This window comes from Streptomyces violaceoruber, from assembly GCF_033406955.1.
GTDB classification, from domain to species: Bacteria; Actinomycetota; Actinomycetes; order Streptomycetales; family Streptomycetaceae; genus Streptomyces; species Streptomyces violaceoruber.
On sequence record NZ_CP137734.1, the window covers coordinates 3,120,203 to 3,145,924 of the forward strand.

The 25,722-nt window shown below is 72.7% G+C and carries 21 protein-coding genes; 11 read left to right on the forward strand and 10 right to left on the reverse strand.

Annotation, left to right across the window (positions count from 1 at the left end; genetic code table 11):
* Window positions 1–27 precede the first annotated feature (27 nt).
* On the forward strand, window positions 28–1,638 hold the full coding sequence (locus tag R2E43_RS13590; protein ID WP_003973991.1) for an N-acyl-D-amino-acid deacylase family protein: 1,611 nt from the start codon (window positions 28–30) through the stop codon (window positions 1,636–1,638).
* 37 nt (window positions 1,639–1,675) lie between these two features.
* Here R2E43_RS13590 and R2E43_RS13595 read toward each other — a convergent pair whose 3' ends face one another.
* Window positions 1,676–2,548: a S1 family peptidase gene (locus R2E43_RS13595; RefSeq protein WP_332056235.1), complete on the reverse strand. Its 873-nt coding sequence runs from the start codon at window positions 2,546–2,548 to the stop codon at window positions 1,676–1,678.
* Between the two features lie 233 nt (window positions 2,549–2,781).
* Between R2E43_RS13595 and R2E43_RS13600 the strand changes: the two genes are divergently transcribed.
* Window positions 2,782–3,993, forward strand: coding sequence for a pyridoxal phosphate-dependent aminotransferase (locus R2E43_RS13600; protein ID WP_003973993.1), 1,212 nt, complete (start codon window positions 2,782–2,784; stop codon window positions 3,991–3,993).
* 71 nt (window positions 3,994–4,064) lie between these two features.
* The gene (locus R2E43_RS13605; RefSeq protein WP_003973994.1) at window positions 4,065–4,487 is read left to right on the forward strand and encodes an SCO4983 family protein; all 423 of its coding nucleotides are present in this window, start codon (window positions 4,065–4,067) and stop codon (window positions 4,485–4,487) included.
* A gap of 85 nt (window positions 4,488–4,572) precedes the next feature.
* Here the strand turns inward: R2E43_RS13605 and R2E43_RS13610 are convergent, their stop codons facing one another.
* On the reverse strand, window positions 4,573–4,755 hold the full coding sequence (locus tag R2E43_RS13610; RefSeq protein ID WP_003973995.1) for a hypothetical protein: 183 nt from the start codon (window positions 4,753–4,755) through the stop codon (window positions 4,573–4,575).
* A 190-nt stretch (window positions 4,756–4,945) separates the two neighbouring features.
* On the opposite strand from R2E43_RS13610, the gene R2E43_RS13615 reads away from it, so the two are divergent.
* On the forward strand, window positions 4,946–6,346 hold the full coding sequence (locus R2E43_RS13615) for an SMI1/KNR4 family protein (protein WP_332056236.1): 1,401 nt from the start codon (window positions 4,946–4,948) through the stop codon (window positions 6,344–6,346).
* Window positions 6,343–7,293, forward strand: coding sequence for an SMI1/KNR4 family protein (locus R2E43_RS13620; RefSeq protein WP_003973997.1), 951 nt, complete (start codon window positions 6,343–6,345; stop codon window positions 7,291–7,293). Before R2E43_RS13615 ends, R2E43_RS13620 begins: the two co-directional genes overlap by 4 nt.
* Before the next feature lie 304 nt (window positions 7,294–7,597).
* Here R2E43_RS13620 and R2E43_RS13625 read toward each other — a convergent pair whose 3' ends face one another.
* Window positions 7,598–9,427, reverse strand: a complete 1,830-nt coding sequence (locus R2E43_RS13625; protein WP_003973998.1) for a phosphoenolpyruvate carboxykinase (GTP) — start codon at window positions 9,425–9,427, stop codon at window positions 7,598–7,600.
* Window positions 9,428–9,713: 286 nt separating this feature from the next.
* On the opposite strand from R2E43_RS13625, the gene trhA reads away from it, so the two are divergent.
* The 3 genes from trhA to R2E43_RS13640 are packed head-to-tail and all read left to right on the forward strand — an operon-like array spanning window position 9,714 to window position 11,942.
* The gene (gene trhA / locus R2E43_RS13630; RefSeq protein WP_003973999.1) at window positions 9,714–10,418 is read left to right on the forward strand and encodes a PAQR family membrane homeostasis protein TrhA; all 705 of its coding nucleotides are present in this window, start codon (window positions 9,714–9,716) and stop codon (window positions 10,416–10,418) included.
* Window positions 10,419–10,472: 54 nt separating this feature from the next.
* Window positions 10,473–11,180, forward strand: coding sequence for an acyl-CoA-like ligand-binding transcription factor (locus R2E43_RS13635; protein WP_093456893.1), 708 nt, complete (start codon window positions 10,473–10,475; stop codon window positions 11,178–11,180).
* 33 nt (window positions 11,181–11,213) lie between these two features.
* A complete protein-coding gene (locus tag R2E43_RS13640; protein ID WP_189284807.1) occupies window positions 11,214–11,942 on the forward strand; it encodes a Mut7-C RNAse domain-containing protein in 729 nt (242 codons plus the stop codon).
* Window positions 11,943–11,952: 10 nt separating this feature from the next.
* On the opposite strand, the gene R2E43_RS13645 is transcribed toward R2E43_RS13640, so the two are convergent.
* The 5 genes from R2E43_RS13645 to R2E43_RS13665 form a co-directional block, all read right to left on the reverse strand.
* Window positions 11,953–13,995, reverse strand: a complete 2,043-nt coding sequence (locus R2E43_RS13645; RefSeq protein WP_210983869.1) for a thioredoxin domain-containing protein — start codon at window positions 13,993–13,995, stop codon at window positions 11,953–11,955.
* A 95-nt stretch (window positions 13,996–14,090) separates the two neighbouring features.
* On the reverse strand, window positions 14,091–14,594 hold the full coding sequence (locus R2E43_RS13650) for a nucleoside deaminase (protein ID WP_003974003.1): 504 nt from the start codon (window positions 14,592–14,594) through the stop codon (window positions 14,091–14,093).
* A gap of 192 nt (window positions 14,595–14,786) precedes the next feature.
* A complete protein-coding gene (gene xdhC, locus R2E43_RS13655; protein ID WP_079021150.1) occupies window positions 14,787–15,608 on the reverse strand; it encodes a xanthine dehydrogenase accessory protein XdhC in 822 nt (273 codons plus the stop codon).
* 1 nt (window position 15,609) lies between these two features.
* Window positions 15,610–18,030 carry a xanthine dehydrogenase molybdopterin binding subunit gene (xdhB, locus tag R2E43_RS13660; protein WP_332056237.1) on the reverse strand — a complete coding sequence of 807 codons (2,421 nt, stop codon included), beginning with the start codon at window positions 18,028–18,030 and terminating at the stop codon, window positions 15,610–15,612.
* The gene (locus R2E43_RS13665) at window positions 18,027–19,520 is read right to left on the reverse strand and encodes a xanthine dehydrogenase small subunit (protein ID WP_210983867.1); all 1,494 of its coding nucleotides are present in this window, start codon (window positions 19,518–19,520) and stop codon (window positions 18,027–18,029) included. Before R2E43_RS13665 ends, xdhB begins: the two co-directional genes overlap by 4 nt.
* A 550-nt stretch (window positions 19,521–20,070) precedes the next feature.
* Between R2E43_RS13665 and R2E43_RS13670 the strand changes: the two genes are divergently transcribed.
* The gene (locus R2E43_RS13670) at window positions 20,071–23,334 is read left to right on the forward strand and encodes a tetratricopeptide repeat protein (RefSeq protein ID WP_162495236.1); all 3,264 of its coding nucleotides are present in this window, start codon (window positions 20,071–20,073) and stop codon (window positions 23,332–23,334) included.
* A gap of 36 nt (window positions 23,335–23,370) precedes the next feature.
* Here the strand turns inward: R2E43_RS13670 and R2E43_RS13675 are convergent, their stop codons facing one another.
* Both R2E43_RS13675 and mca read right to left on the reverse strand, forming a co-directional pair.
* Entirely contained in the window at window positions 23,371–23,607 is a 237-nt protein-coding gene (locus tag R2E43_RS13675; RefSeq protein ID WP_063739117.1) for a hypothetical protein, read from the reverse strand.
* Window positions 23,600–24,460 (reverse strand): mycothiol conjugate amidase Mca, encoded by an 861-nt coding sequence (gene mca / locus R2E43_RS13680; protein WP_016327143.1) that lies wholly within the window; start codon window positions 24,458–24,460, stop codon window positions 23,600–23,602. The genes R2E43_RS13675 and mca overlap by 8 nt, the downstream gene beginning before the upstream one ends.
* Window positions 24,461–24,611: 151 nt before the next feature.
* Between mca and R2E43_RS13685 the strand changes: the two genes are divergently transcribed.
* On the forward strand, window positions 24,612–25,010 hold the full coding sequence (locus tag R2E43_RS13685; protein WP_003974010.1) for a DUF4307 domain-containing protein: 399 nt from the start codon (window positions 24,612–24,614) through the stop codon (window positions 25,008–25,010).
* Between the two features lie 180 nt (window positions 25,011–25,190).
* On the forward strand, window positions 25,191–25,688 hold the full coding sequence (gene greA / locus R2E43_RS13690; RefSeq protein ID WP_003974011.1) for a transcription elongation factor GreA: 498 nt from the start codon (window positions 25,191–25,193) through the stop codon (window positions 25,686–25,688).
* The last annotated feature ends 34 nt before the right edge of the window (window positions 25,689–25,722 follow it).

Genomic DNA, 25,722 nt, shown 5'->3' on the forward strand with positions numbered 1-25,722 from the left:
GGACCCGGGACCCAGGAGGAGTCAGGCATGGAAGAGCTGGTCATCAGGGACGCCGACGTCGTGGACGGCTCCGGCGGCGACTCCTACCGAGCCGACGTCGTGGTCGACGGCGGCCGGATCGTCTCGATCGTCAAGGAGGCGGCGGCCGCCGGCTGCCAGCGCCCCGAGGCGCGCCGGGAGCTGGACGCCGAGGGCCTGGTCCTGTCCCCCGGCTTCATCGACATGCACGCCCACAGCGACCTGGCGCTGCTGCGGGACCCGGACCACAGCGCCAAGGCCGCCCAGGGCGTCACCCTGGAGGTCATCGGCCAGGACGGGCTGTCGTACGCACCGGTCGACGACCGCACCCTCGGCGAGGTGCGCCGGGCGATCGCCGGGTGGAACGGCCACGGGGACGACGTCGACTTCGACTGGCGGTCGGTCGGCGAGTACCTGGACCGGCTCGACCGGGGCATCGCGGTCAACGCCGCGTACCTGATCCCGCAGGGCACGGTGCGCGCCCTCGCCGTCGGCTGGGACGACCGGGAGGCGACCGAGGCGGAGCTGGAGCACATGCGGCGCCTGGTCGCCGAGGGCCTGGAGCAGGGCGCGGTCGGCCTGTCGTCGGGGCTGACCTACACGCCCGGGATGTACGCCAAGGACGCCGAGCTGACCGAGCTGTGCCGGGTGGTGGCGTCGTACGGCGGCTACTACTGCCCGCACCACCGCTCGTACGGGGCGGGGGCCCTGAAGGCGTACGAGGAGATGGTGGAGCTGACCCGGGAGGCGGGCTGCCCGCTGCACCTGGCGCACGCCACCATGAACTTCGGCGTGAACAAGGGCAAGGCGCCCGAGCTGCTGACCCTGCTCGACGAGGCACTCGCGGGCGGCGCCGACATCACCCTCGACACCTACCCGTACACCCCCGGCTGCACCACCCTCGTGGCACTGCTGCCGAGCTGGGCGAGCGAGGGCGGACCGGAGCAGATCCTGAAGCGGCTGGCGGACGACGACACCGCCGAGCGCATCCGGCACCACATGGAGGTGATCGGCTCCGACGGCTCCCACGGCGTGCCCATGGAGTGGGAGACGATCGAGATCTCCGGCACGGGCGACCCGGCGCTCGCCGAGTACGTCGGCCGCACGGTACTGGAGTCGGCGCGGCTGCGCGGCGAGAGCCCGTGGACGGTCGCCCGGCACCTGCTGCTCGCCGACCGGCTGGCGCCGACCATCCTCCAGCACGTCGGCCACGAGGAGAACGTGCGCGCGATCATGCGGCACCGGGTCCACACCGGCGGCTCGGACGGCATCCTCCAGGGCGCCAAGCCGCACCCGCGCGCCTACGGCACCTTCCCGCACTACCTGGGCCACTACGTGCGCGAGCTGGGCGTGCTCCCGCTGGAGGAGTGCGTCGCCCACCTCACCTCACGCCCGGCGGCCCGGCTGCGGCTGCCGGACCGGGGTCTGGTCCGCGAGGGGTACCGGGCCGACCTGGTGCTCTTCGACCCGGCGACGGTGGCCGCGGGCAGCTCGTTCGACGAGCCGCGGGTGCTGCCTACGGGCATCCCGTACGTGCTGGTCGACGGGCGTTTCGTGATGGAGGACGGGCGGCGCACCGACGTGCTGGCCGGACGGTCGGTGCGCCGGGTTGCGCGCTGAGCCCGGGCAGGCCCGGCGGGGCCCGCCGGGCCTGCCCCTACGGCTTGGGCAGGGCGCAGCCGCTGCGCGAGAGGTCGAGCTTGTTGTCGAGGGCGAAGCAGGCGGGGATCCGATGGGTCTGCTGGCCGTAGTTGATGCCCTCGCGGACCGTGACGGTGCCGTCCTCGGCGACCTCGCAGGGGTTGTTGTCGGTGCAGCGCCCGCCGTCCTCGTTGCCCGTGTTGTTGACGGCGACGACCTTGCCGGTGGCGTTGTCGACGACGGGTGATCCGGAGGTGCCGCCTATGGTCCGGCAGGCGGAGGTGTAGCGGACCGAGTCCTTCCAGGTCCATTCCCCCTCCTTCAGGCGGTAGGCGAACCCGTCGACGTCGCAGGCGTAGGTGCGCTTCCAGTAGCCGGAGACGACGGTGATCGCGGTGCCGGCCGTGGGACGGGTGTCGTCGAGGGTGAGCGGGCTGATCCCGTAGGAGCCGCGGATCTGGGCGTACGTGCTGGTGAGCTGGTAGAGCGAGACGTCCGTGTCGGTCATCGTCGCGTAGGCGATCTTGCCGGCCCGCAGGGTGCCGACGCGGGTGCCGGAGGCGTTGAGCAGCCCGAAGGTGCGGCTGGAGGGCTGGTCCACGACGACCTCGCCGGCCGCCGGGAAGCCGGTCTCCAGGCAGTGGCCGTTGGACATGACCAGCGCCGGGTCGTCGTCCTCGGAGGCGGGCAGGCGCACGACCGAGCCGGAGCAGTTGCTGAGCGCGACGGTGCCGGCGAAGGACACGGCGCGGACGGCGGGAGCCGCGGGTGACACGGAAGCCGCGGGAGCCGCGGGTGACGCGGGAGCCGCGGGTGACGCGGCCGCCGGTGCCACGCCGACCCCGGTGACGGCCAGGGTGGCGAGCGCGGCAAGGAGAGGCTTGTTCATGTGGGGGTCCCCTCTTTGGAGGGCACCGGCCGGAGGTCGTCCGGGCGGCGCCGTATTGTCATGAGCATTCTCATGACGGAGAGGGGTGCGGACAAGGGCCGGTAACCGGCCGCCAGTTGGCGCGAACCGGCCCGCCGGGCACCGTCACCGGCGGCCGCGACCACCCGGACGGGGCATCTCACGTGGTGGAAGACACGGCCCATGGGCCGTAACCGGGTCGTAAGCTCGCGGACATGCAGGTGATCCAGTCGACCAAGCTCGCCAACGTCTGTTACGAGATCCGGGGCCCGGTGCTCGAGGAGGCGATGCGGCTGGAGGCGGCCGGGCACCGCATCCTGAAGCTGAACACCGGCAATCCGGCGGCCTTCGGCTTCGAGTGCCCGCCGGAGATCCTGGAGGACATCCTCCGCAACGTCTCCACGGCGCACGGCTACGGCGACGCGAAGGGCCTGCTGGCGGCGCGCCGGGCGGTCGTCATGCACAACCAGACCCTCGGCATCGAGACGGACGTCGAGCACGTCTTCATCGGCAACGGCGTCTCCGAGCTGATCGTGATGGCGATGCAGGGCCTGCTCGACGACGGCGACGAGGTCCTCGTCCCGGCCCCCGACTACCCGCTGTGGACGGCCGCCGTCTCACTGTCCGGCGGTACGGCGGTGCACTACCGCTGCGACGAGCAGTCCGACTGGATGCCCGACCTCGCGGACGTGGAGCGGAAGATCACCGACCGCACCAAGGCCCTGGTGATCATCAATCCGAACAACCCGACGGGCGCGGTCTACGACGACGCGATGCTGCGCGGACTGACGGACATCGCCCGCCGGCACAACCTGCTGGTCTGCTCGGACGAGATCTACGACAAGATCCTCTACGACGACGCCACCCACACCCCGACCGCCGCGATCGCCCCCGACCTGCTCACCCTCACCTTCAACGGCATGTCGAAGGCGTACCGGGTGGCCGGTTACCGGGTCGGCTGGATGTCGATCTCCGGGCCGCGCGCGCACGCCGAGTCCTACATCGAGGGCCTGACGATCCTGGCGAACATGCGCCTGTGCGCCAACATGCCGGGCCAGCACGGCGTGGTCGCGGCGCTCAGCGGGCGGCAGACCATCAACGAGCTGGTGCTGCCGGGCGGGCGGCTGCGCGAGCAGCGCGACGCCGCCCACGAGGCACTGACCAGCATTCCCGGCGTGACCTGCGTGAAGCCGAAGGGTGCGCTGTACCTCTTCCCGCGGCTCGACCCCAAGGTCTTCAAGATCAAGGACGACCGGCGGATGGTCCTGGACCTGCTGCGCCAGGAGAAGATCATGGTCGTCCAGGGCACCGGCTTCAACTGGCCCGAGCCCGACCACTTCCGGGTGGTGACCCTGCCGACGGCCGCGGACCTGCGCGAGGCGGTGGACCGGATCGGGAACTTCCTGGACGGGTACAGCCAGCCCTGAACCCCGAACACCATCAACTTTAGATTAGATCTAATGTAGGATGGCTTCCTGAAGCACTCAGGAGGCCATCCATGTACGAGCCGATCCGCAGCAAGTCGGTCCACAGCACGATGGCCGGCACCACCACGGACTTCCCCGGCCGATCCCGGGACGATGAGCTGGACATCCAGCTCGCCGGCCATCTCGCGGCGCTGCTCGCCGTCACCGACGAACTGCGCGCGCTGGCGCCCGACACCGGCCTGGACGCCGCCGCCGAGCGGCTGGCCGAGCAGGTGACCCGGCTGCGGGGAGGTCAGGCGCCGGTCCGGCTGCAGGTCGCCGCCACCCGCCAGGAGCCGCGTCCGGCGGCCCTGCACCGGCGGGCGCACACCCTGGCGGCCCGCGCCCTGGTGGTCGCGGCCTCCCGCGCCGACACGGCGGTCGCGATCCTGACCGCCGAGCGCATGGACGCGCACTCCGCGGCCCTGGAGCCGCGCCCGCTCGCGTCCCGCTGAGCCCTCCCGGGCCCCCGAACGGCCCCGGTCCGCGCGCACCCGCAGCGACGCGCGGACCGGGTGCCACACATCCTCCGTCCGCCGGTCAGCCGAAGATCACCGTCAGGACGACGAAGACCAGGATGATCGCGAGAACGATCGCCCACACGGGCCAGTTGCCCCGCTGGTGCGGATCCTCCGGACCACCACCGCGCGGGCGGTCCTCCCTCAGTTGCGGGTCGGGCTCCCGCGGCCGGTCACGCGAGTAGAAGTCACCACCGTCTGCCATGGCGGGTCCCTCCTTCCTCTTCCTGTTCTCCGCGGTTCCGGCCCCTCGGGTACCGCGCGCAGAGCGGCGCATGCCCGTCGCCCACCGGGGCGTTGTCGGTGGGCGCGCCTAGGATCGCCCCGCGTCAAGGTGATCAGGGGCGCCGGCGGCCCGGCGGCCGGCCCACCGAGCGAGCGGACGGAGAACGCCGTTGTCCTCGATACACGACTTCGCGACCTGGGAGCCGTTGCTGCGGCTCGTGCGGGCGTCCCACCCGGAGCGGCTCGCCGGGCCCGGGGGTCACGTCATGGGGCAGATCGGTCTCGGCGGGTGGAGCGTGCCCGTGCGGCGGCCGCACCCCGCACCGGGGCGCGCGTCGCTGGTGGAGGACATGCAGGACGAGTTCTCCGCCGTGGAGGCGGTCCAGGCCGCCCTGAGGGCCCACGGCAGGCAATCCGTGTCGTTCATGGTCGAGACGCGCGTGGACGGGAGGACCGCGCTCCACGTCGTCGACTCCGGCCCCGCCGTGGAGCACGGCCTCGTCAGCCCCTTCGTCGGGACCCTGGTGCTGGTCGAGGGGGCGGTCCCCGAGCCCTGGCGGCGGCTGCCCGAAGCGGTGCCGGGGGCGCTCCCGGCACCGTCGGCGGACCCCGCGCTGCTGGAGCGGACCCTGCGCGAGCGGCTACCCGACGCCGTCGGTGCGACCGAGGCGGAGATCGCCGAGGCTCAGACCCGCCTCGGTGTCACGCTGCCCGACGAGCTCAAGGCGCTCTACCGCGTGGTCCGGGCACGGTGGCAGGACTGGCGCGGCGACTACGCGGCACAGGAGCGCGTCGTCGACGCGGTCGGCTGTGAGCTGCTCCCCCTGGACCAGTTGTACGTCGCGGACGCACGGTCCCGCCCGTGCCTGTGGCAGTTCGCCGCCACGGACGCCGCCGTCACCGCACCGGACGCCGCCGTGCAGGGCCTCGTCGGCTCGCCCGGCTGGATCGCCTTCGGCGACAACGGCGGCGGCGACCGGCTCGCCCTCGACCTGACCCCGGGGCCGGGCGGGCACACCGGGCAGGTCGTCATGATCGGCCACGAGGACAGCATCGGCGCCGGACTGCTCGCCGAGTCCCTCACCGACATGGTGGTGAACGGCCGGGCGGAGTGGCACCCGGGCCGGGACTGGGACAGACCGCCGGTGGTCGCCCGGCTGAACGTCCTCGGCGACGACGTGTCGGCCGTCGCCCGTCCCGAGCTGGAGGTACTCGTGCTCGGCGGGCGGGAGGGCGAGCCGCGCAGCCTCGCCCCGGTCGCCGGACTCCCCCGGCTGCGGACCCTCGACGCCTGCCCGGGCGCGCTCGCCGACCCGCTGGAGATCGCCGGGCTGACGCGTCTGGAGTACCTGCGCCTCGGCCCCGAGGAGTGGCGCGTGCTGCTCGACGCGGGCGCCGTCCCCCGGAGTCTGCTGGCGGCCCACATCGAGGTGCGGGGCGAACACCACCCGCCGCGGATCATCGCCCTCGCCAACGAGCTCCTGTCCCTGTGGGACCGCCCGCTGATCAGCCGGACGGTCCTGGAAGGCGACCTGGACACCGACCGGACGGCGCAGGGCGGCGCCCGGTGAGCGGGGACGGTCTCGAGGGGCTGCTGGCGGCCGTCCACCGGCTGACCGCGCAGCGCATGGGCCCGCCGGTGTGCGGGACGGCGGGGCACGGCACGGGGCACGTGTGCCTGGTGCCGCCCGCGGGGGCCGGGCTGCCCGGTATCGAGGAAGCGATCGGCTCGCGGTTCGGGGAGCCGCTCCGCCTCGTCACCGGCACCACCACCGAGGCGGCGGGCGGGTCGGCCGGGCTGCCGCTCCGCACGCCGTTCGGGGAGCGGATCGTCGAGATGCGGGCGTGGGCGTACGGGGACCGGTGGATCGGCTGCGGCACGGTGCGCGCCGACGATGCGGACGGTGCCGTCCGGCCCGTGGTGCTCGTCGCCGAGCGGGCGGACCCCGCGGCAGGGGCGAGCGCGCCCGCGACCTGGGTGGACGGGATCGTCGCCGTCACCGGGTGGGAGACGGCGCGGGCCCGGGCGGTCGACTGGCCGGCGGTGGAGGCACGGCTCGGGACGCCGCTGCCCGGCGACTACAAGCGGCTCGTCGAGATCTTCGGCGGCGCCGGTGCCTTCGACGGCTACCTGCAACTCCAGGTGCCCGACGCGCACGACCGGAGCACGGACCTCGTCCGGCACACCGAGTGGCTCGGGGAGTGGGCCCGCACGCACGGCAGCCGCCTGTGGGAGCCGTACCCGGTGTATCCGGCTCCCGGCGGGCTGCTGCAGTGGGCGAGCACCGAGCAGGCGGACGGGTTCTACTGGCTCACCGGGGACCCCGACCCGGACAGGTGGCCCGTACTGGCGAAGGAGGACGTCCCCGACTCCTGGGAGCGGTTCGACGGTCCGACCGGGGAGTTCGTCCACCGCATGCTCACCGAGCCGGACCACCCGTTCTCCACGGCCCGCTGGTTCGACGTCCACTGGTACCAGGACTACGGACCGGCGGCCGCGGACGAGGGCCGGGTCTGACGGCACCACCGGCGCCCGGAGGACCGCTCGGAGCGCCGACCGCCGTACCGGCCGCGATGCCGGGCGGGACCGGACGCGCCGAAGGACCGGATCCGGACGCGCCGAAGGGCCGGCCCGGACGCGCCGAAGGGCCGGGTCCGTCGCACGCCGTTGTGCGGGGACCCGGCCCGAGCGGGGCTTCCCCGCGCTCCGGGGTGCGAAGAGCTACTGGAGCGCGGGGAGACCCCCTACGTGACCGGCCTTCGTGACGACTTCGCGGGTCAGGGCTAGTCGGACCGGCCACGGAGCTGGGTGGGGACGGTGCTCAGCCCAGGCGCCGCACCAGCGCCCGGTACTGGTCCCACAGCTCGGCGGGCGTGTGGTCGCCGAAGGTGTTCAGGTGCTCGGGGACGAGTGCCGCCTCCTCGCGCCAGACCTCCTTGTCCACGCTGAGCAGGAACTCCAGGTCGGCGTCGGCGAGGTCGAGTCCGTCGGTGTCGAGGGACTCCTTGGTCGGCAGCACGCCGATCGGGGTCTCGACGCCGTCGGCCCTGCCCTCCAGGCGCTCCACGATCCACTTCAGGACGCGGCCGTTCTCGCCGAAGCCGGGCCAGACGAACCTGCCCGCGTCGTCCTTGCGGAACCAGTTGACGTAGTAGATCTTCGGCAGCTTGGACTGGTCCTTGTCCTTGGCCACGTCGACCCAGTGCCCCATGTAGTCGCCCATGTTGTAGCCGCAGAACGGCAGCATGGCGAAGGGGTCGCGGCGCAGCTCGCCGACCTTGCCCTCGGCGGCGGCGGTCTTCTCGGAGGCCACGTTGGCGCCGAGGAAGACGCCGTGGTTCCAGTCGAAGGACTCGGTGACCAGCGGTACGGCGGTAGCGCGGCGCCCGCCGAAGAGGATCGCCGAGATCGGCACGCCCCTGGGGTCCTCCCACTCCGGCGCGATGATCGGGCACTGCGCGGCGGGCGTGGTGAAACGGGCGTTGGGGTGCGCGGCCGGGGTGCCGGACTCGGGCGTCCAGTCGTTGCCCTTCCAGTCGGTGAGGTGGGCCGGGGTCTCCTCGGTCATGCCCTCCCACCACACGTCGCCGTCGTCGGTCAGGGCGACGTTGGTGAAGACCGAGTTGCCCCACAGGGTCTTCATGGCGTTGGCGTTGGTGTGCTCACCGGTGCCGGGCGCGACGCCGAAGAAGCCGGCCTCGGGGTTGATGGCGTACAGGCGGCCGTCCTCGCCGAAGCGCATCCAGGCGATGTCGTCGCCGATGGTCTCCACGGTCCAGCCGGAGATCGTGGGCTCCAGCATGGCGAGGTTGGTCTTGCCGCAGGCCGACGGGAAGGCGGCGGCGACGTACTTGGGCGCACCGGTGGGCGGCGTCAGCTTCAGCACCAGCATGTGCTCGGCGAGCCAGCCCTCGTCGCGGGCCATGACGGAGGCGATGCGCAGGGCGTAGCACTTCTTGCCGAGCAGGGCGTTGCCGCCGTAGCCGGAGCCGTAGGACCAGATCTCGCGGTCCTCGGGGAAGTGCGAGATGTACTTGGTGCTGTTGCAGGGCCAGGGGACGTCCGCCTGGCCGGGCTCCAGCGGGGCGCCGACGGAGTGCACGGCCTTGACGAAGAAGCCCTCGTCGCCCAGCTCGTCCAGGACCGGCTGTCCCATGCGGGTCATGGTGCGCATGGAGGCGGCGACGTACGCGGAGTCGGTGATCTCGACGCCGAGCGCGGAGAGCGGGGAGCCGAGGGGGCCCATGCAGAAGGGCACGACGTACATGGTCCGGCCGCGCATGGAGCCGCGGAACAGCCCGCCTTCTCCCTTGTCACCGGTGAAGATGGCCCGCATCTCGGCGGGGTCCTTCCAGTGGTTGGTGGGGCCGGCGTCCTCCTCCTTGGCGGAGCAGATGAAGGTCCGGTCCTCGACGCGCGCGACGTCGGTGGGGTCGGAGGCCGCGTAGTACGAGTTGGGGCGCTTGATCGGGTCGAGTTTGCGGAAGGTCCCCTTCTCGACGAGCTCCCCGCACAGGCGCTCGTACTCGGCCTCGGATCCGTCGCACCAGACCACTGCGTCCGGCTGGGTCAGTTCGGCGATCTCGTTCACCCACGAGATCAGTTCCTGGTGGTTGGTGGGGACGGGGGGAGCCGCGATGTCGCGCGCCACGATTGCTCCTAGATGAGGGGTTTTTTGTTGGAGGCCCCGTGGGGGCTGCGACCCGGATGCGTGACGTGTGCCTCGTGGGCGCTCATCCGGTGTCGACCGCACTCATTTGATCATCCGACGTGTGCGCCCATCTGTCCAGAGGGCGTCACAACTGAGCGGAGTGAGGATCGCCACGTGTCCGGACCGGAGGTGCCCCACCGGGTCTCCCGTGAGACGATGGCCACTCGCCGTTCGTCATACGTCCGTACTGATACGTAACTTACGGAACCGTAGGTACGATGCGCTCATGACTGCGTCCGTCCCCGACGCGCCCAGGGACCTGCCGGCCGGCGGCCGCGGGCCCGTGGCGCTCTCTCTCCCGCATCCGGTCAAGCCGAAGCTGCGCGGTTGGCTGCATCTCGGCATGTTCCCCGCCGTCCTGGTCGCCGGACTGGTGCTCACCGCCCTCGCCGAGACGTCCGAGGCCCGCATAGCCTGCGGTGTCTACGTCCTTACCGCCTGCCTGCTGTTCGGCGTCAGCGCGCTCTACCACCGGGGCGACTGGAGCCCGCGCATGGACGGCGTCCTGCGCCGCCTCGACCACGCCAACATCTTCCTGATCATCGCGGGCACCTACACCCCGCTCACGATGCTGCTGCTGCCCGGTGCCAAGGGCGAGTGGCTGCTGTGGGGCATCTGGGCGGCCGCCGCGGCCGGCATCGTCTTCCGCGTCTTCTGGGTCGGCGCCCCACGCTGGCTCTACACCCCGTGCTACCTCGCCATGGGCTGGGCGGCCGTCTTCTACCTGCCCGAGTTCATGCGGGCCGGCGGCGTCGCCGTCCTGGTCCTGGTGATCGTCGGCGGCCTGCTCTACAGCGCGGGCGGCGTGATCTACGGCCTCAAGCGCCCCAACCCGTCACCGCGCTGGTTCGGCTTCCACGAGGTGTTCCACTCCTTCACGCTGGCCGCCTTCATCGCGCACTACGTGGGGATCTCGCTGGTCGCGTACTAGGGGGTGTCGTCGCACGGTCGCCTCTGGGCCGTCGTGTGGCCGACAATGATCCCCATGACCGCCGCACGTTCCGCCCCCTCCCCCGCCGGGGCCCCGCGGCCGGGCCTGCGGGAGCGGAAGAAGACCAGGACCCGTGAGGCGATCCGCGCCGCGACCTACGGGCTGATCCGTCAGCAGGGGTACGAGGCCACGACGGTCGAGCAGATCGCCGAGCGCGCCGAAGTGTCGCCGTCGACCGTGCTGCGCTACTTCCCGACCAGGGAGGACATCGTCCTCACGGACGAGTACGACCCGGTCATGGCCGCGGAACTCGCCGCCCGGCCCGCGGGGGAACCGTGGTCGGACTCCCTGCGGCACGTGCTGCGCAAGGCCCTCGGTCTCGGCGCCGGTGAGGAGGCCGAGCTGATCCGGCTGCGGACGCGGCTGCTGGCCGAGGTCCCCGCGGTGCGGGCGCGCATGCTGGAGAACATGTCGGACACCGGCCGGATGCTCGCCCGCGCCATCGCCGACCGCACCGGTCTCGCCCCGGACGGCCTCGAGGTCAGGATCGTGTCGATGTCCCTGGTCGGCGGCCTGATGGAGGTCTCCAGGTACTGGGCCGAGCACGACCACGAGGAGAGCCTGGCAGAGCTGGTCGACCGCGCCCTGGACGCCCTGGAGAACGGGCTCCCCGCCCTCCGGGAAAGCGACCGGGAAAGCGATCGGGAGGGCGACCGGGGAGGCCATCGGGAGGACCGTCGGGAGGGCCCTCGAAAAGACTGAGGCCCGGACCCGGCCCCGTGGCATCCTGACCGGGTGAACGGTCCCGAGATCCACGTCGAGTTCGCCCCCGAGCTGCACCTGTTCGTCCCGCGCGCCCGCCCCACCGGCGTCGCCGGCGCGGCCACCGACGGCGTCTCCACCCTCGGCCATCTCGTCGAGTCCCTCGGCGTCCCGCTGACCGAGGTCGGCGCCCTGCTCGTCGACGGCCGCGAGGTGCCGCCCGGCCACATCCCGGCGGGCGGCGAGTCGGTGCGCGTACGGCCCGTCCGGCACCCCCAGCGGGTTCCCGGCGCTCCCCTGCGGTTCCTGCTCGACGTGCACCTCGGTACCCTCGCCCGCCGGCTGCGGCTGCTCGGCGTGGACACGGCGTACGAGTCGACGGACCTCGGCGACCCGGCGCTCGCCGCGCTGTCGGCGGCCGAGAAGCGGGTCCTGCTCAGCCGCGACCGCGGACTGCTGCGCCGCCGCGAGCTGTGGGCCGGCGCCTACGTCTACAGCACCCGCCCCGAGGAGCAGCTCCAGGAGGTCCTGGACCGGTTCCGGCCCGCGCTCAGCCCCTGGACGCGGTGCACCGCCTGCAACGGACTGCTCAGGACGGCCACCAAGGAAGAGGTGGCGGAGCAGCTCGAGGGCGGCACCCGGCGCTCGTACGACGTCTTCGCCCAGTGCACCGCGTGCGGCCGCGCCTACTGGCGGGGCGCGCACCACGAGCAACTGGAGGCGATCGTGGAGCGCGCCGTGAGCAGCACCCGGGACGCGTGAGCGGGCCGCCTCAGCCGGTCGGGGCGACGCCCAGTGCCGTGCGCAGCCGGTCCGGGTCGGTGGTCGGTGCGTCGCAGGTGAAGTTCCGGCAGACGTAGGCGGCCGGTGCCCCGCCCACCAGGGGCCGGTCGGCGAGCAGCGGGAACTCGTCGCTGCCCTCGGTCCCGAAGGCGACGACCGCCCCGGGCGCGGTCCCGAGCAGTGCCGTACGGTGCAGCCCGCGCGCGGCGGGGTCGGCCGGGTCCGGGGCGACCACGGCGACCTCGCGCGGGCCGTCGAGCAGCGCCTCGGCGGCCGCCAGCCCCCAGCCGATGAAGCGCGGGACGCGCGGGCCGAGCGCCTTCACCACGCCGAGGGCGCGCTCGGCGGCGGCGCGGTGGGGTGCGGAGCCGGTGTGCGCTGCGTACGAGAGCAGGGCGCCCGCGGCGGCGCTCCAGCCGGACGGGGTGGCGTTGTCGGTGGGGTCCTGCGGGCGGCGGATCAGCCGCTCGGCGTCGGCCGCGGTGTCGTACAGCGAGCCGGACTCGTCCGTGAAGCGGGTGAGTACGTGGTCGAGCAGGAAGCCGGCGAAGTCCAGCCAGACGCCCTCCCCGGTGACCGACGCCAGCGCGAGGAAGCCCTCGGCCACGTCGGCGTAGTCCTCCAGCACCCCGGCGTTGGCTCCGGCCCGGCCGTCCTTGCTGGTGCGGGTGAGCCTGACCTGCTCGTCCAGGTGCAGGCGCACCAGCAGGTCGGCGGCGGCGACGGCGGCCTCGACCAGGTCGGGGCGTTCGAAGTAGGCGCCGGTCTCGGCGAGGGCGGCGATCGCCAGGCCGTTCCAGGCGGCGACCACCTTGTCGTCCCGGCCCGGGGCGGGGCGCCCGTCCCGCGCCGCGAGCAGCCGCTCCCGCACCGACGCGATCCGCGCGGCGTCGAAGACGCTTTCCTGCTGCGGCAGTTGGAGCACGGAGGCGCCGTGCTCGAAGGTGCCCTCCTGGGTCACGCCGAAGTACTGCGCGGCCAGTTCCGCGTCCTCGGCGCCGAGGACCTCGGTGAGCTGCGCGGGCGTCCACACGTAGTGGGCGCCCTCCACGTGCTTCCCTGTCCCGTCGTCGCTGTCGGCGTCCAGCGCGGAGGCGAACCCGCCCTCGGCGGTGCGCAGTTCCCGCACCATGAAGTCGGCGGTCTCCAGCGCGACCCGGCGGGCGAGGTCCGAGCCGGTGGCCCGCCACAGGTGGGCGTACACGCGGCACAGCAGCGCGTTGTCGTACAGCATCTTCTCGAAGTGCGGCACGACCCACTCGCGGTCCACGGAGTAGCGGGCGAAGCCGCCGCCCAGCTGGTCGTAGATGCCGCCGCGGGCCATCCGCTCGCAGGTGTCGGCCGCCATCTGGAGCGCGCCCTCGGCGCCGGTGCGGGCGTGGTGGCGCAGCAGGAACTCGATCACCATGGACGGCGGGAACTTCGGCGCCCCGCCGAACCCGCCGCGCCGCTCGTCGTACTCCCGGGTGAGCCCGAGCAGCGCCTGCCCGAGCTGCTCCTCGCCCGGCGCCTCGGCGTCGCCGTAGGAGATCTCCCGTCCGGCGAGGTCCCGCACGATCTTCCCGGCGACCTCGTCGACCTCGTCGCGCCGTTCCGCCCAGGCCTGCTGGACGCCCTGGAGCACCTGGCGGAAGGAGGGCATGCCGTGCCGGGGCTCGGGCGGGAAGTAGGTGCCGAAGTAGAAGGGCTCCGCGTCGGGCGTGAGGAACACGGTCATGGGCCAGCCGCCCTGACCGGTGGCCGCCTGCACGGCCTCCATGTAGACGGCGTCGACGTCGGGGCGCTCCTCGCGGTCGACCTTGACGCTGACGAAGTGCGAGTTGAGGTACTCGGCGGTGGGCCCGTCCTCGAACGACTCGTGCGCCATGACGTGGCACCAGTGACACGCGCTGTAGCCGACGCTCAGCAGGACGGGGACGCCGCGCCGCCGGGCTTCTTCGAACGCCTCGGCCTCCCACGGCCACCAGTCGACCGGGTTCTCCGCGTGCTGGAGGAGGTAGGGGGACGTCGCCTGCGCAAGTCGGTTGGGCATGCCTCCATCCTTGCGCACGCGCCGCCGCCCCGCCCATACGCCACGGGTGCAGGGGCGTACGGGTGGGGCGGCCGGAGTCTCGGGGAGGCTTGGGCTCAGTAGTCGACGCGGTCGGTCTTGGCGATCCAGGCGTCGAACGGCTGGGTGCGGTGGGGCAGGTCGAGGTGTTCCACGGTCATGGGCCAGTTCGCCTGCGGGCGCTTCTCGAACAGGTCGTAGAACTTGCGGTCGTCGAAGCCGGCCACGGCGGCGTCGTGGCGGTCGGCGGAGAAGACGAGGCGGTCGACCCGGGCCCACAGGGCCGAGGAGAGGCACATCGGGCAGGGCTCGCAGGACGTGACGAGCGTGCAGCCTTCCAGGCTGAACGTGTCGAGCGCCTTGCAGGCGGCGCGGATGGCGCTGACCTCGGCGTGCGCGGTGGGGTCGAGGCCGGCGGTCACCTGGTTGTTGCCGAGGGCGACGATCTCACCGCCCTTGGCGATCAGGGCGCCGAAGGGGCCGCCGCCGTTGCGGACGCTGGTGGTGGCCAGCTCGATGGCCTTGTCCATCCAGGCGCGCTCGAACTCGCGGATGCCGGTTTCGAGGGTGTCGGTCGTCATGCGTGCTCCTTCTTGGGCGGGCAGCGTGCGGGAGTACGGCGTGCGGGCCGGTGCGCTTCACGGGGAGGATGCGTAGGAGCAGTACACAGCTCGCCGACGAGACCCGGCCAGGGGCCGAATACATGAACTACGGGCAGGCTGCGACCGGTGCTTCGTAGATTCCCACAAGGGCCCGCGAGGGCCCCGGAGGGGTCAGGGCCGGTCCGCCTCGAAGTCCGCCTCGAAGGTGCGCAGCAGGTCGGCCGCCACGCTCACGGCGATGGTCGCAGGCTCCTTGCCGGTGATGTCGGCCAGCCCGATCGGGGTCTTGATCCGGTCGATGAGGGCGTCGTCGTGGCCGCCCTCGCCGGCGAGGCGCTTGCGGAAGCGCGCCCACTTGGCCGCCGAGCCGATCAGTCCGATGGACCCCAGATGGTCCGTGCGCAGGGCGGCGTCGCACAGGGCGGCGTCCTCGGCGTGGTCGTGGGTCATGATCAGGACGTGGGTGCCGGGCGGCAGCTCGGCCAGCACCTCCTCCGGCAGCAGCGGCGTGTGGTGCGTGTGCACCTGCGCCACGGCGTCCGACAGCACGCCGAGCCGCTCCTCGGTCAGGAGCTCGGCGCGGCTGTCGACCAGGTGGAGGTCGATGTCCTGACGGGCCAGGATCCGGGCCAGTTCCAGACCGACGTGCCCGACGCCGAAGACCGCCACCGCCCGGACCACCGGCAGCGGTTCGAGCAGCACGGCGACGGTGCCGCCGCAGCACTGCACGCCGTGCCGGTTGGTCACCTTGTCGTTGAGGGCGAAGTCCAGCATCTCCGGTTCCGGTGCGGCCGCCGCGATCATCTCCCGGGCCCGGTCGACGGCGACTGCCTCGACGTTGCCGCCACCGATCGAGCCCCAGGTCCCGGTCCGCCCCACGACGAGTTTGGCACCGGCGTCACGCGGGGCGTGGCCGCGCACGGTCGCGACGGTCACCAGCACGCCGGGCTCCCGGCGGGCCCGCAACCGCGCGACCGCGGCGATCCAGGTCATGTCAGGCACCGCTCAGCGCTTCCACGCCGGTGCGGACCGCGACGGCGTCGGAGGCCGCCGCGCCGTGGGTGCGGCCGTCCCCGGCGGTGCCGCCCTGCCGGGCCGACTCGATCGCCCAGTACACCGCCTCCGGCGTGGCGGGCGAGGCCAGTTCGACGGCCGTCCCCCTCGGCCCGAACGCGGCGGCCGCCTGGCGCAGCGCCTCGCGCACCGAGAAGGCCAGCATCAGCGGGGGCTCGCCCACCGCCTTGGACCCGAAGACCGCCCCCTCTTCGGTGGCGTTCTCCAGGAGGGTGACGTTGAACTCCTCGGGCATCTCCGAGAAGCTCGGCAGCTTGTAGGTGCTGGCGGCCTGGGTCAGCAGGCGGCCGCGGTTCGGGCCGTCACCGGTGTCCCAGCGCAGGTCCTCCAGCGTCAGCCAGCCCGCGCCCTGCACGAACCCGCCCTCGACCTGGCCGATGTCGATCAGCGGGGACAGGCTGTCGCCGACGTCGTGCACGATGTCCACCCGCCGGATGCGGCAGGCGCCGGTGAAGCCGTCCACCTCCACCTCGGTCGCGGCGGCGCCGATGGCGAAGTACTTGAACGGGGAGCCGCGGAAGCTCTTGGCGTCCCAGTGCAGCCCCTCGGTCCGGTAGTAACCGGCCGCCGAGAGCTGGACCCGCTGGAAGTACGCGGTGCGCACCAGGTCGTCCCAGGCCAGCTCCTGATCGCTGCCCAGGCTGCGTGCGACGCCCTCGACGATGCGTACGTCGGAGGCGTTCGTGCCGAGCTGCGAGGCGGCCACCCGCAGCAGCCGCTCGCGCAGCTGCTCACAGGCGTTCTTCACCGCCCCGCCGTTCAGGTCCGCGCCGGAGCTGGCGGCAGTGGCGGAGGTGTTGGGCACCTTGTCGGTGCGGGTCGGGGCGAGGCGCACCTTGTGCAGCGGGATGCCCAGCGTGGTCGCGGCCACCTGGAGCATCTTGGTGTGCAGGCCCTGGCCCATCTCGGTGCCGCCGTGGTTGATCAGGACGGAGCCGTCCTTGTAGATCAGCACCAGCGCGCCGCCCTGGTTGAAGGCGGTGAGGTTGAACGAGATGCCGAACTTCACGCCGGTGACCGCGAGGGCCCGCTTGGTGTGCGGGTGCGCGGCGTTGAAGGCGGCGATCTCGCGCTCGCGGTCGGCGATGTGGCCGTTGTCCTGGACCTGCTGCCAGACGGCGGCGATCCGTTCGGGCTGGGTGACCGGCTGCCCGTACGGTGTCGTCTGGCCCTGGCCCGGCCGGTAGAAGTTGCGTTCCCGCAGCTCCTTGGCGTCCACGCCGAGCCGCGGCGCGCAGCGGCCCAGGATGTCCTCGATCACCAGCATGCCCTGCGGTCCGCCGAAGCCGCGGAAGGCGGTGTTGGAGACCGTGTTGGTCCTGGCGATACGCCCGGCGACACGGGCGTTGGGGATCCAGTAGGTGTTGTCGATGTGGCACAGCGCGCGGGCGAGCACCGGCTCGGACAGGTCCAGGCTCCAGCCGCCGTCCGCGGTGAGCGTGGCGTCGAGGGCCTGGATGCGGCCCTCGGTGTCGAAGCCGATCTTCCAGGTGGCGTGGAACCCGTGCCGCTTGCCGGACATGGTGAGGTCCTGGGTGCGGTTGAGCCGGAACCGCACCGGGCGGCCGGTCAGCTTGGCGCCGAGCGCGGCGATTGCCGCGAACCCGTGCGGCTGCATCTCCTTGCCGCCGAAGCCGCCGCCCATCCGCAGGCACTGCACGGTCACCTCGTGGGCGGGCACCCCGAGCACGTGGGACACGATCTCCTGGGTCTCGGACGGGTGCTGGGTGCTGCTCTGGATGAACACCTGCCCGTTCTCGTCGACCTGGGCGAGGGCCGCGTGCGTCTCCAGGTAGAAGTGCTCCTGGCCGGAGAACTGGAACTCGCCGGTGAACACGTGCGCCGAGTCGGCGAAGCCCGCGTCGACGTCGCCGTGCGTCATGACGGGCCGGGCGCCGTGGTAGCTGTCCGCCGCGATGGCGTCCTGGAGCGTGATGACCGAGGGCAGTTCCTCCAGGTCCACCTCCACGGCCGCCGCGCCGATCCTGGCGGCCTCCAGCGTCTCGCCGAGCACCCAGGCGACCGCGTGGCCGTGGAACATGACCTCGTCGGGGAAGAGCGGCTCGTCGTGCTTCATGCCGGCGTCGTTCACACCGGGCACGTCGGCGCCGGTCAGCACCCGCACCACGCCCGGCACCGCGAGGGCGGCCCCGGTGCGCAGTGCGGTGACGCGGCCGCGGGCCTTCATCACCTGGACCGGGTAGGCGTGCAGCACGTCCTTGGTGCGCTGGACCAGGTCGTCGGTGTACAGCGCGGCGCCGGTGACGTGCTGGACGGCGCTCTCGTGCGGCATGGAGACGCCGACGACGGGCTTCTCGGGACGCTCGGACAGGTGGCTCATGACGGCACCGCCTCGGTGGTCTGTGCGTACAGCTTCAGCAGGCTCTGGCCGAGCATCGCGGCCCGGTAGCGGGCGCTGGCCCGGTGGTCGCTCATCGGCGTGCCCTCGCCCCGCAGCACCTCGGCCGCGGCCTCGGCGGTCCCGGTGGTCCAGGGCCGGCCCTCCAGGGCGGCCTCGGTGGCGAGCGCGCGGACCGGGGTGGCGGCCACGCCGCCGAGCCCGATGCGGGCCTTGCGGACGGTGCCGCCCTCGACGTCGAGCGCGAAGGCGACCGCCACGCTGGAAATGTCGTCGAAGCGCCGCTTGGCGATCTTGTGGAAGGCCGTGACCGGAGACAGCGGCAGCGGCACGCGTACGGCGCGGATCAGCTCGCCGGGACGGCGCACGCTCTGCCGGTAGCCGGTGAAGTAGTCGGCCAGCGGGACCTCGCGCTCCCCGTCGGCGTCGGCGAGCACCAGCGACGCCTCCAGCGCGAGCAGCACCGGCGGACTGTCGCCGATGGGCGAGCCGGTGCCCAGGTTGCCGCCGAGGGTCGCGCCGTTGCGGATGAGCCGGGACGCGAACTGCGGGAACAGCTGCGCCAGCAGCGGGACGCTGCCGTCCAGGCGGCGTTCGATCTCGGTGAGCGTGAGCGCGGCCCCGATCTCGACGTGGTCGGACTCGACCCGCAGATCGCGCAGTTCGGGCAGCCGGTCGACGGCGACCACGCAATCCGCCCGCCGGGAGCGGATGTTGACCTCGACGCCCCAGTCGGTACTGCCCGCGACCACCACCGCCTCGGGCCGCTCGCGCAGCAGCCGCAGGGTCTCGGCCAGGGTGCTCCGGCGCAGGAAGGCGCTGTCGTCCTGGCGGTATTCGGTGGCGACCGGTGCGGGCGGGTCCTGCTCGCGGCGCCGGGCCAGCGGGTCCTCGTCGGTGGGCGTGCCGACGGCGAAGGCGGCGTCGCGGATCGGCCGGTAGCCGGTGCAGCGGCACAGGTTGCCGCTGAGCGCGTGCAGGTCGAAGCCGTTCGGACCGTGCTCGGCGTCGCCACCTTCGGCGCCGTCGGCACCGGCGGTCGCGTCCGGGCCCGGGTCGGCGTGCGCGCAGCGGTCGGGACGGTAGTACTCGGCTGCCATGCTGCAGACGAACCCCGGGGTGCAGTAACCGCACTGGGAGCCGCCGCGGACCGCCATCTCCTCCTGCACCGGGTGCAGGACGGGCGGCGTGCCGGGCGCCTCGACGGTGGCGAGGCCCTCGGAGGTGACGACTTCCTGCCCGTCGAGCGCCGCTACCGGCACCAGGCAGGCGTTGACCGGCACCCAGTCGGTGGGCTTGTTCACCCCCGGGCGCGCCACCAGGACCGAACAGGCGCCGCACTCGCCCTCCGCGCAGCCCTCCTTGGTGCCGGTGAGGCCGCGCTCGCGCAGGAAGTCGAGCACCGTGGTGTGCGGGGCGGCCGGTGCGATGGGCGCTTCTTTTCCGTTGACCGTGATCCGTGCGGTCACCATGTCAGACCTTCAATTCGAATCGGGGCAGGGCGATTCGGGGCAGGTGTATTCATCGTGTTCGCCAATTTCAGGCAGCTTTCTATGTCCGGACGCGCCGCGCTGGAGAGGCGAGCGCACATCGGCACGCGACAAGGGCATGCCGTGAAGTGGTGAAAGTGAAGGGGAAACCCGGAATGTGCCACACGGGGGCACAGCGGAACGGCGTGTCAGCAGCCGTGCGCGACCCGGCCCGAAACCCACACGGTGCGGCGGGCGAGGCGACTCAGGTCAGAGTTGGTGCACATCTGCCGGTCGCCTCCTGTCGGTAGTCATGGGTCTGCTTCCCTCGCAAATTAGTGGCTGCGGTCACCGGGGTCAAGAGCGGAATTCGTCGATTTTCCCGGCCGGTGCGGACCCCCCTCCCCAGGGTCTCCTCGTCGCAGGACACTTGACCCGCGCACAACCGGGGAAGGACCCGGGGATGGGCCGGAAAGGCCCCTGGGACGCTTGGGGCCACGGGGGCGCCCGGGGCGACCCGGCAGGACACCGATGCCGCCGGAGGGGGCGCGACATGCGGGACAGTCATCGGGCGGAGGCCGAAGGGCTGCTCAGGCGGGCCGTGGAGGAGGAGGTACGGCGTTCGGGCGGACGCACGGACGGGAACGTACTGCTCTCCCGGGCTCGAGCGGCGCTGGACGCGATGGCGGGCACGGCCGGCGAGGAGTACTCGGCCTACACGCACGCCCTCGACGAGGCGGCGGCCGGGCAGCTCACCTTCCGCCAGCGCTACGCCCGTGAGGGCGCCGGCACGCCCCTGCTGGTGGCCGCCGTGGCGGCGGTCGCCGCGGCGGTGGCCGACGTGGCGCTGGGCACCGGCACCGGCACCGCGGTGGGCGCGGGCGTGACGGTCGGGGTCGTCGGCGCGGCGGCGACCGTGGTGAAGGTGGTCGGGGCCCATGTGCCGGCCGCCCACCACCGGGCCGGGGCGGTCAGCCAGCCCGGCGGGCCCGAGCAGTTGCGGCTGCAGTGGCTCACCGCGCTGGAGGTGCGCGGCATCCGGCCGTTCCTGGACCAGCAGCGGATGCTCGCCGCGTCCACCGGACCGGCCAAGACCGGGCCGAAGCTGCGGGGCGCGGACAAGAGCGCGGCCGCCCGGGGACGCAGCGCGCTGGAGCAGTCGTTCGGGCAACTGCCCGAACCGGGGGACGCGTTCGCGGGCCGGCGGGCGGAGATGGCGCGGCTGCGGCAGTGGGTGCAGGCGGCCCGCGCGAGCACGGAGACCAAACCGACGGTGGTGGTGCTGCACGGGGCGCCCGGCAGCGGCCGTACGACGCTCGCGGTCCGGGCCGTCCACGAGCTGCGGGACTACTTCCGCGGGGCCTGCCTGGTCGACCTGCGCGGGGCCGGGTCGGCTGCGGGCGGCTCCACGGCGGGCGGCGGCGGGTCCGGCGGACCGGGACCGGCCGGCTCCGTGGAGGGCGGGGAGTCGCCGCTGAGCACCCGGGACGCCCTGCTGCACCTGCTGAACCGGCTCGGGGCGCCGCGCGAGCAGCTGCTGTTCCGGGAGCGCTCCTCCGCGGACCAGCAGGTCAAGCGGCTCAGCGAGCTGTACCACCAGCATCTGACGGGTGTCCCGGTCACCGTCGTGCTCGACGACGCCTCGGATCCCGAGCAGGTGTGCACGCTGGTGCCGGAGCGGTCGGACAGCCTGGTGCTGGTCACCGCCCGCCAGGCGCTGCGGCTCCCACCGGACCTGCCCGCCCGGGTGTACGACCTGCCCGTGGAGGCGCTGGACGCGGCGGGCGCGGAGGAGCTGCTGGGCGCCGCCGCCGAGGACGCGTCGGGCCCGTACGACGCCGAGTCGAGCGAGCAGATCCGGCAGCTGTGCGGCGGGCTGCCGCTGGCGCTGCGGGTCGCCGGGTCGTCGCTGGGCCCGCGCTCGCCGCGCGCGCTGGCGACCGACCTGGCCGCCTACGGCCCGGTGGAGCCGGTCGAGCGGGCACTGTGGCTGCGCTACACCGACCAGTCGGAGCCGGCCCGGCGGCTGCTGCGCCGGCTGGCGCTGGCGGGACGCACCTCGCTGGGTGCCGCGGCCGCGGCCGCGCTGCTGGCCACGGACGAGACGGAGGCGAACCGGCAGCTCGCGGCGCTGTCGCGGGCGGGGCTGCTCGACCACGTCCGGGGCAGCCGCTACCGCCTGCACGACGTGGTGCGCGCCTTCGCCCGCGCCCGCCTCGCCGACGAGGAGGAGCCCGGCGAGCGGACGGCCGCGCAGGAACGGCTCATCGCCAACTACGCCGAGCTGGCCGACTCCGTACTGCGCCTGGTCGACGGCAACATGTCGACCCGCTCCAACCAGTTCGGGCAGTACGGCTTCACGTCCCTGGACGAGGCGCTGCGCTGGCTGGACGACGAGTCGAGCTTCATCACGGCGACGCTCAGGCACGCGGAGGGCGTCGACCAGGGCACGGTGCTGAACCTGCTGGGCGCGCTGTGCGACTACTGCCTGCTGCGCGGCGACCTGTACCGGCTGGGCGAGATCAGCGAGCTGGCGCAGTCCGTGGACCAGGGGCTGCTGGTGCGCTCGGTGCAGTGGCGCACCGGTATCGCGGCCCGGCAGCTGGGCGAGCTGGACAAGGCGCGCACGACGCTGGCCTCCGTGGTCGACCTGTACCGGGACGCCCACCACGACGCCGGTGCGGCGCGGGCGCTGTGCTCGCTGGGGATCACGCTGCACCACCAGGGCAATCTGACCGACGCGGCGGCCAAGCTCCAGGAGGCACTGGACCTCCAGGCCGCGCCGGAGCTGGCCACGGACCGGGCCTGGACGCTGCACGCGCTGGCGGCGGTGCAGCGCGACCGGGCCCGGCTGGCCGAGGCCCTGGAGCTGCTCACCGAGTCGCTGGTGCTGCACCGCGCGGGCGAGTCGGTGCACGGCCAGGCGTGGGCCCACTTCCAGCTCGGCCAGCTGCACCTGCGGATGGGCGACGTGCCGGGCGCGGAGTCGGATCTGCGGGTCGCCCTGGACCTGTACGGCCGCACCCAGGACGCCCGCGGCGAGGCCTGGGCGCTGACCCAGCTGGCGCGGGCCCGGCTGGTGGACGGGGACGTGTCCGCGGCGGTGGAGGGGCTGCGACGGGCGGAGACCCGGCACCGGGAGAACGCAGACGCGCGCGGCAAGGCGTGGAGCATCTACTACCTCGGCCAGGCACTGGAGGAGACGGGCGCCCTGGACCAGTCGGTGCGCGCACTGGAACGCTCCCGCACGATGTTCTCCCGGATGCGGGACGTGTACGGCCTGGCCTGCGCCCGGCACCACTCGGCGCGGGTCACCCGGGACCAGCGCGCCGCCCAGACCGGATCCCTGCGCAACTCGGGCTTCGCCCGCCAGCTCCTGGTGGACGCGCGCGCCGACTTCCAGCGCATCGGCGTCGGGCACGGCGAGGCGTGGACCTGCCTGGAGCTGGCGGTCGTGGACGCGGGCAACGCGCGTACGCCGCAGGCGCTGGCCCTGTGCGACGAGGCCGCCGCACTGTTCGCCGGGTACGGCGACCGGCGCGGCGAGGACTGGGCCCGCTTCCTGCGCTGCACGCTGCTGCCCTACGCCGCCCCCGGCGGGGTGGAGATCGGCACGGCGGTGGCGCAGGAGGAGCTGACCCAGCTGTCCCGCGCCCGCCATCCCGCCCGCGACACCAAGCTGGACGACTACGTGGACGCCTACCAGCTCCTGCTGGAGCGCGGCGTGCAACTGGAGGCGGGCTGGCAGGCCTGGCGCCTGGGCATGGTCCCGGGCCGCCAGGCTCGGGAGGTGATGGGCGTGGCGGTCACGGCGTGAGGCCGGGGCCGCCCGCCTCGGGGCGGCCGACCGGGGTCAGCCCTGCTGGGGCTTCGCCTCGGGGCCGGCGGAGGCGTCCTGCTCCGCCGGCTCCTTGAAGTCCACCTTGCCCATGTGCCGGTTCATGGACTTCATCAGACCCCACACCGCCAGGGCCATCACCGCGAACACGATGAACCCGAGGACACCGGGGGTGACCTTGTCCTCGTCGAGCTCGGCGAGGGTGACGAGGTGCGTCATTGCCAGGCTTGCGCTTGCACTCATGTCAGGCATTGTCCCGGATGCCCGCGAAGAGGTCGTCCTCGGGGAGGGAGGTTTCCACGAGGGACTTGGCCAGCTCGTACTCCTCGGTCGGCCAGACCTCCTTCTGGATCTCCATCGGCACCCGGAACCAGCCCCCCTCGGGGTCGATCTGCGTGGCGTGCGCGATCAGCGCCTTGTCGCGGATCTCGAAGAAGTCCGCGCAGGGCACGTGCGTGGTGAGGGTGCGCTCCTTGCGCTCGAACTCCGACCAGCGCTTGAGCCAGTCCTCGTAGGGCGACTCCAGGCCGCGGTCCAGCAGCGCGTGGTGCAGCGCCTCGGTGCGGGGCCGGTTGAAGCCCTGGTTGTAGTAGACCTTCAGCGGCTGGTACGCCGTTCCGTACTCGCTCTCCGGGTACTTCTCGGTGTCCGCCGCGCCCTCGAACGCCACCATCGTGATCTTGTGGGTCATGATGTGGTCGGGGTGCGGGTAGCCGCCGTTCTCGTCGTAGGTGGTGATCACCTGGGGCCGGAAGGAGCGGATCTTCCGCACCAGCTCGCCGGCCGCCTTGTCGACGTCCTCCAGGGCGAAGCAGCCCTCCGGCAGCGGCGGCAGCGGGTCGCCCTCGGGCAGCCCGGAGTCGACGAAGCCGAGCCACTCCTGCCCCACGCCCAGGATCTCCCGGGCCTCGTCCATCTCCTTCCGGCGCACCTCGTGGATGTTCTCCTCGATGTACGCGTCCCCCTGGAGCTTCGGGTTGAGGATGGAGCCGCGCTCCCCGCCCGTGCAGGTCACCACCAGCACGTCCACCCCCTCGGACACGTACTTCGCCATGGTGGCCGCGCCCTTGCTCGACTCGTCGTCGGGGTGGGCGTGAACGGCCATCAGTCGCAGCTGGTCAGTCAAGACTCAATCCTCGGTCAGTCGGCGCCCCGGCGTGCAGCGGCGCAATCGCAGGCTTCTATAGTGACCGAATCGGGAGCGGAATAATTCCGGGGCCCGAGAACCCGGACCCGCTACCGCGGAGAGGACGATCATGAGTACGGCGAGCACGCGGACTCCGCAGGGCCGCTACGGCCGCTCCTCGGACGAGCAGGCCGACCGCACGCTCAAGATCGTCGGCGCCGTGCTCGGCGCGCTCCTGCTCGCACTGATCGGCTGGTTCGGCTACCACTACGTCGGCCAGAACAAGATCAGCGGCGAGCTGATCGGCTTCGAGCTCGCCGAGGACTCGGTGCAGGTGCACCTGGAGGTCCGCAAGGACGCCGGCGTGACCGGCTACTGCACGGTGCGCTCCCAGGCGGAGGACGGCGACGAGGTGGGCCGGGCCGACTTCCGCTTCGACGGGGACGACACCCGCATCGACAAGGTCGTCACGCTGCGGACCAAGGCCGCCGGGACGACGGCCGAGCTGCTCGGCTGCCATCCGGAGTGATGCGGCGAGCCCCACTGGCGCCAATACCTGCCACCTGACCTGCGATGACAGGAATCTGGTGGCTTATGTCCTCCCCCTTTGGCCACTGAATTGTTAGGCTCGTGGTTTCGCCCTTCCGTGAAGGAACATCCTTCTGGGTAGGGCGTTGATTTGTATTCCCAGTACCAACGAGGAGCACCCGTGACCCAGACCAGCGAGAACGTCACCTGGCTGACCCAGGAGGCGTACAACAAGCTCAAGGAGGAGCTTGAATACCTTACTGGTCCTGCGCGCACCGAGATCTCTGCCAAGATCGCCGCGGCTCGTGAGGAGGGGGACCTGCGGGAGAACGGCGGGTACCACGCGGCGAAGGAGGAGCAGGGCAAGCAGGAGCTCCGCGTGCGCCAGCTGACCCAGCTGCTCGAGAGCGCCAAGGTGGGCGAGGCCCCGGCCGCCGACGGCGTCGTGGCGCCCGGCATGGTCGTCACCATCGCCTTCGACGGCGACGAGGACGACACGCTGACCTTCCTGCTCGCTTCGCGCGAGTACGCGAGCTCGGACATCGAGACGTACTCTCCGCAGTCCCCGCTCGGCTCGGGCGTCCTCGGCCACAAGGTCGGCGACGACGCGCAGTACGAGCTGCCCAACGGCAAGCCTGCCTCGGTGAGGATCCTCAAGGCCGAGCCGTACAACGGCTGACCCGCCGCCCATCGGCGACGAGCCCCCGGTGTCC

Excerpts from the sequence above, each read along its gene's own strand:
- R2E43_RS13600 (WP_003973993.1), top strand. The coding sequence starts at position 2,782 with ATGCAGGTGATCCAGTCGACCAAGCTCGCCAACGTCTGTTACGAGATC.
- R2E43_RS13590 (WP_003973991.1), top strand. The coding sequence starts at position 28 with ATGGAAGAGCTGGTCATCAGGGACGCCGACGTCGTGGACGGCTCCGGC.
- trhA (WP_003973999.1), top strand. The coding sequence starts at position 9,714 with ATGACTGCGTCCGTCCCCGACGCGCCCAGGGACCTGCCGGCCGGCGGC.
- R2E43_RS13635 (WP_093456893.1), top strand. The coding sequence starts at position 10,473 with ATGACCGCCGCACGTTCCGCCCCCTCCCCCGCCGGGGCCCCGCGGCCG.
- xdhC (WP_079021150.1), bottom strand. The coding sequence starts at position 15,608 with ATGACCTGGATCGCCGCGGTCGCGCGGTTGCGGGCCCGCCGGGAGCCC.
- xdhB (WP_332056237.1), bottom strand. The coding sequence starts at position 18,030 with ATGAGCCACCTGTCCGAGCGTCCCGAGAAGCCCGTCGTCGGCGTCTCC.
- R2E43_RS13675 (WP_063739117.1), bottom strand. The coding sequence starts at position 23,607 with ATGCCTGACATGAGTGCAAGCGCAAGCCTGGCAATGACGCACCTCGTC.
- R2E43_RS13650 (WP_003974003.1), bottom strand. The coding sequence starts at position 14,594 with ATGACGACCGACACCCTCGAAACCGGCATCCGCGAGTTCGAGCGCGCC.
- mca (WP_016327143.1), bottom strand. The coding sequence starts at position 24,460 with ATGGCCGTTCACGCCCACCCCGACGACGAGTCGAGCAAGGGCGCGGCC.
- R2E43_RS13665 (WP_210983867.1), bottom strand. The coding sequence starts at position 19,520 with ATGGTGACCGCACGGATCACGGTCAACGGAAAAGAAGCGCCCATCGCA.
- R2E43_RS13685 (WP_003974010.1), top strand. The coding sequence starts at position 24,612 with ATGAGTACGGCGAGCACGCGGACTCCGCAGGGCCGCTACGGCCGCTCC.
- R2E43_RS13595 (WP_332056235.1), bottom strand. The coding sequence starts at position 2,548 with ATGAACAAGCCTCTCCTTGCCGCGCTCGCCACCCTGGCCGTCACCGGG.
- R2E43_RS13670 (WP_162495236.1), top strand. The coding sequence starts at position 20,071 with ATGCGGGACAGTCATCGGGCGGAGGCCGAAGGGCTGCTCAGGCGGGCC.
- R2E43_RS13605 (WP_003973994.1), top strand. The coding sequence starts at position 4,065 with ATGTACGAGCCGATCCGCAGCAAGTCGGTCCACAGCACGATGGCCGGC.
- R2E43_RS13645 (WP_210983869.1), bottom strand. The coding sequence starts at position 13,995 with ATGCCCAACCGACTTGCGCAGGCGACGTCCCCCTACCTCCTCCAGCAC.
- R2E43_RS13610 (WP_003973995.1), bottom strand. The coding sequence starts at position 4,755 with ATGGCAGACGGTGGTGACTTCTACTCGCGTGACCGGCCGCGGGAGCCC.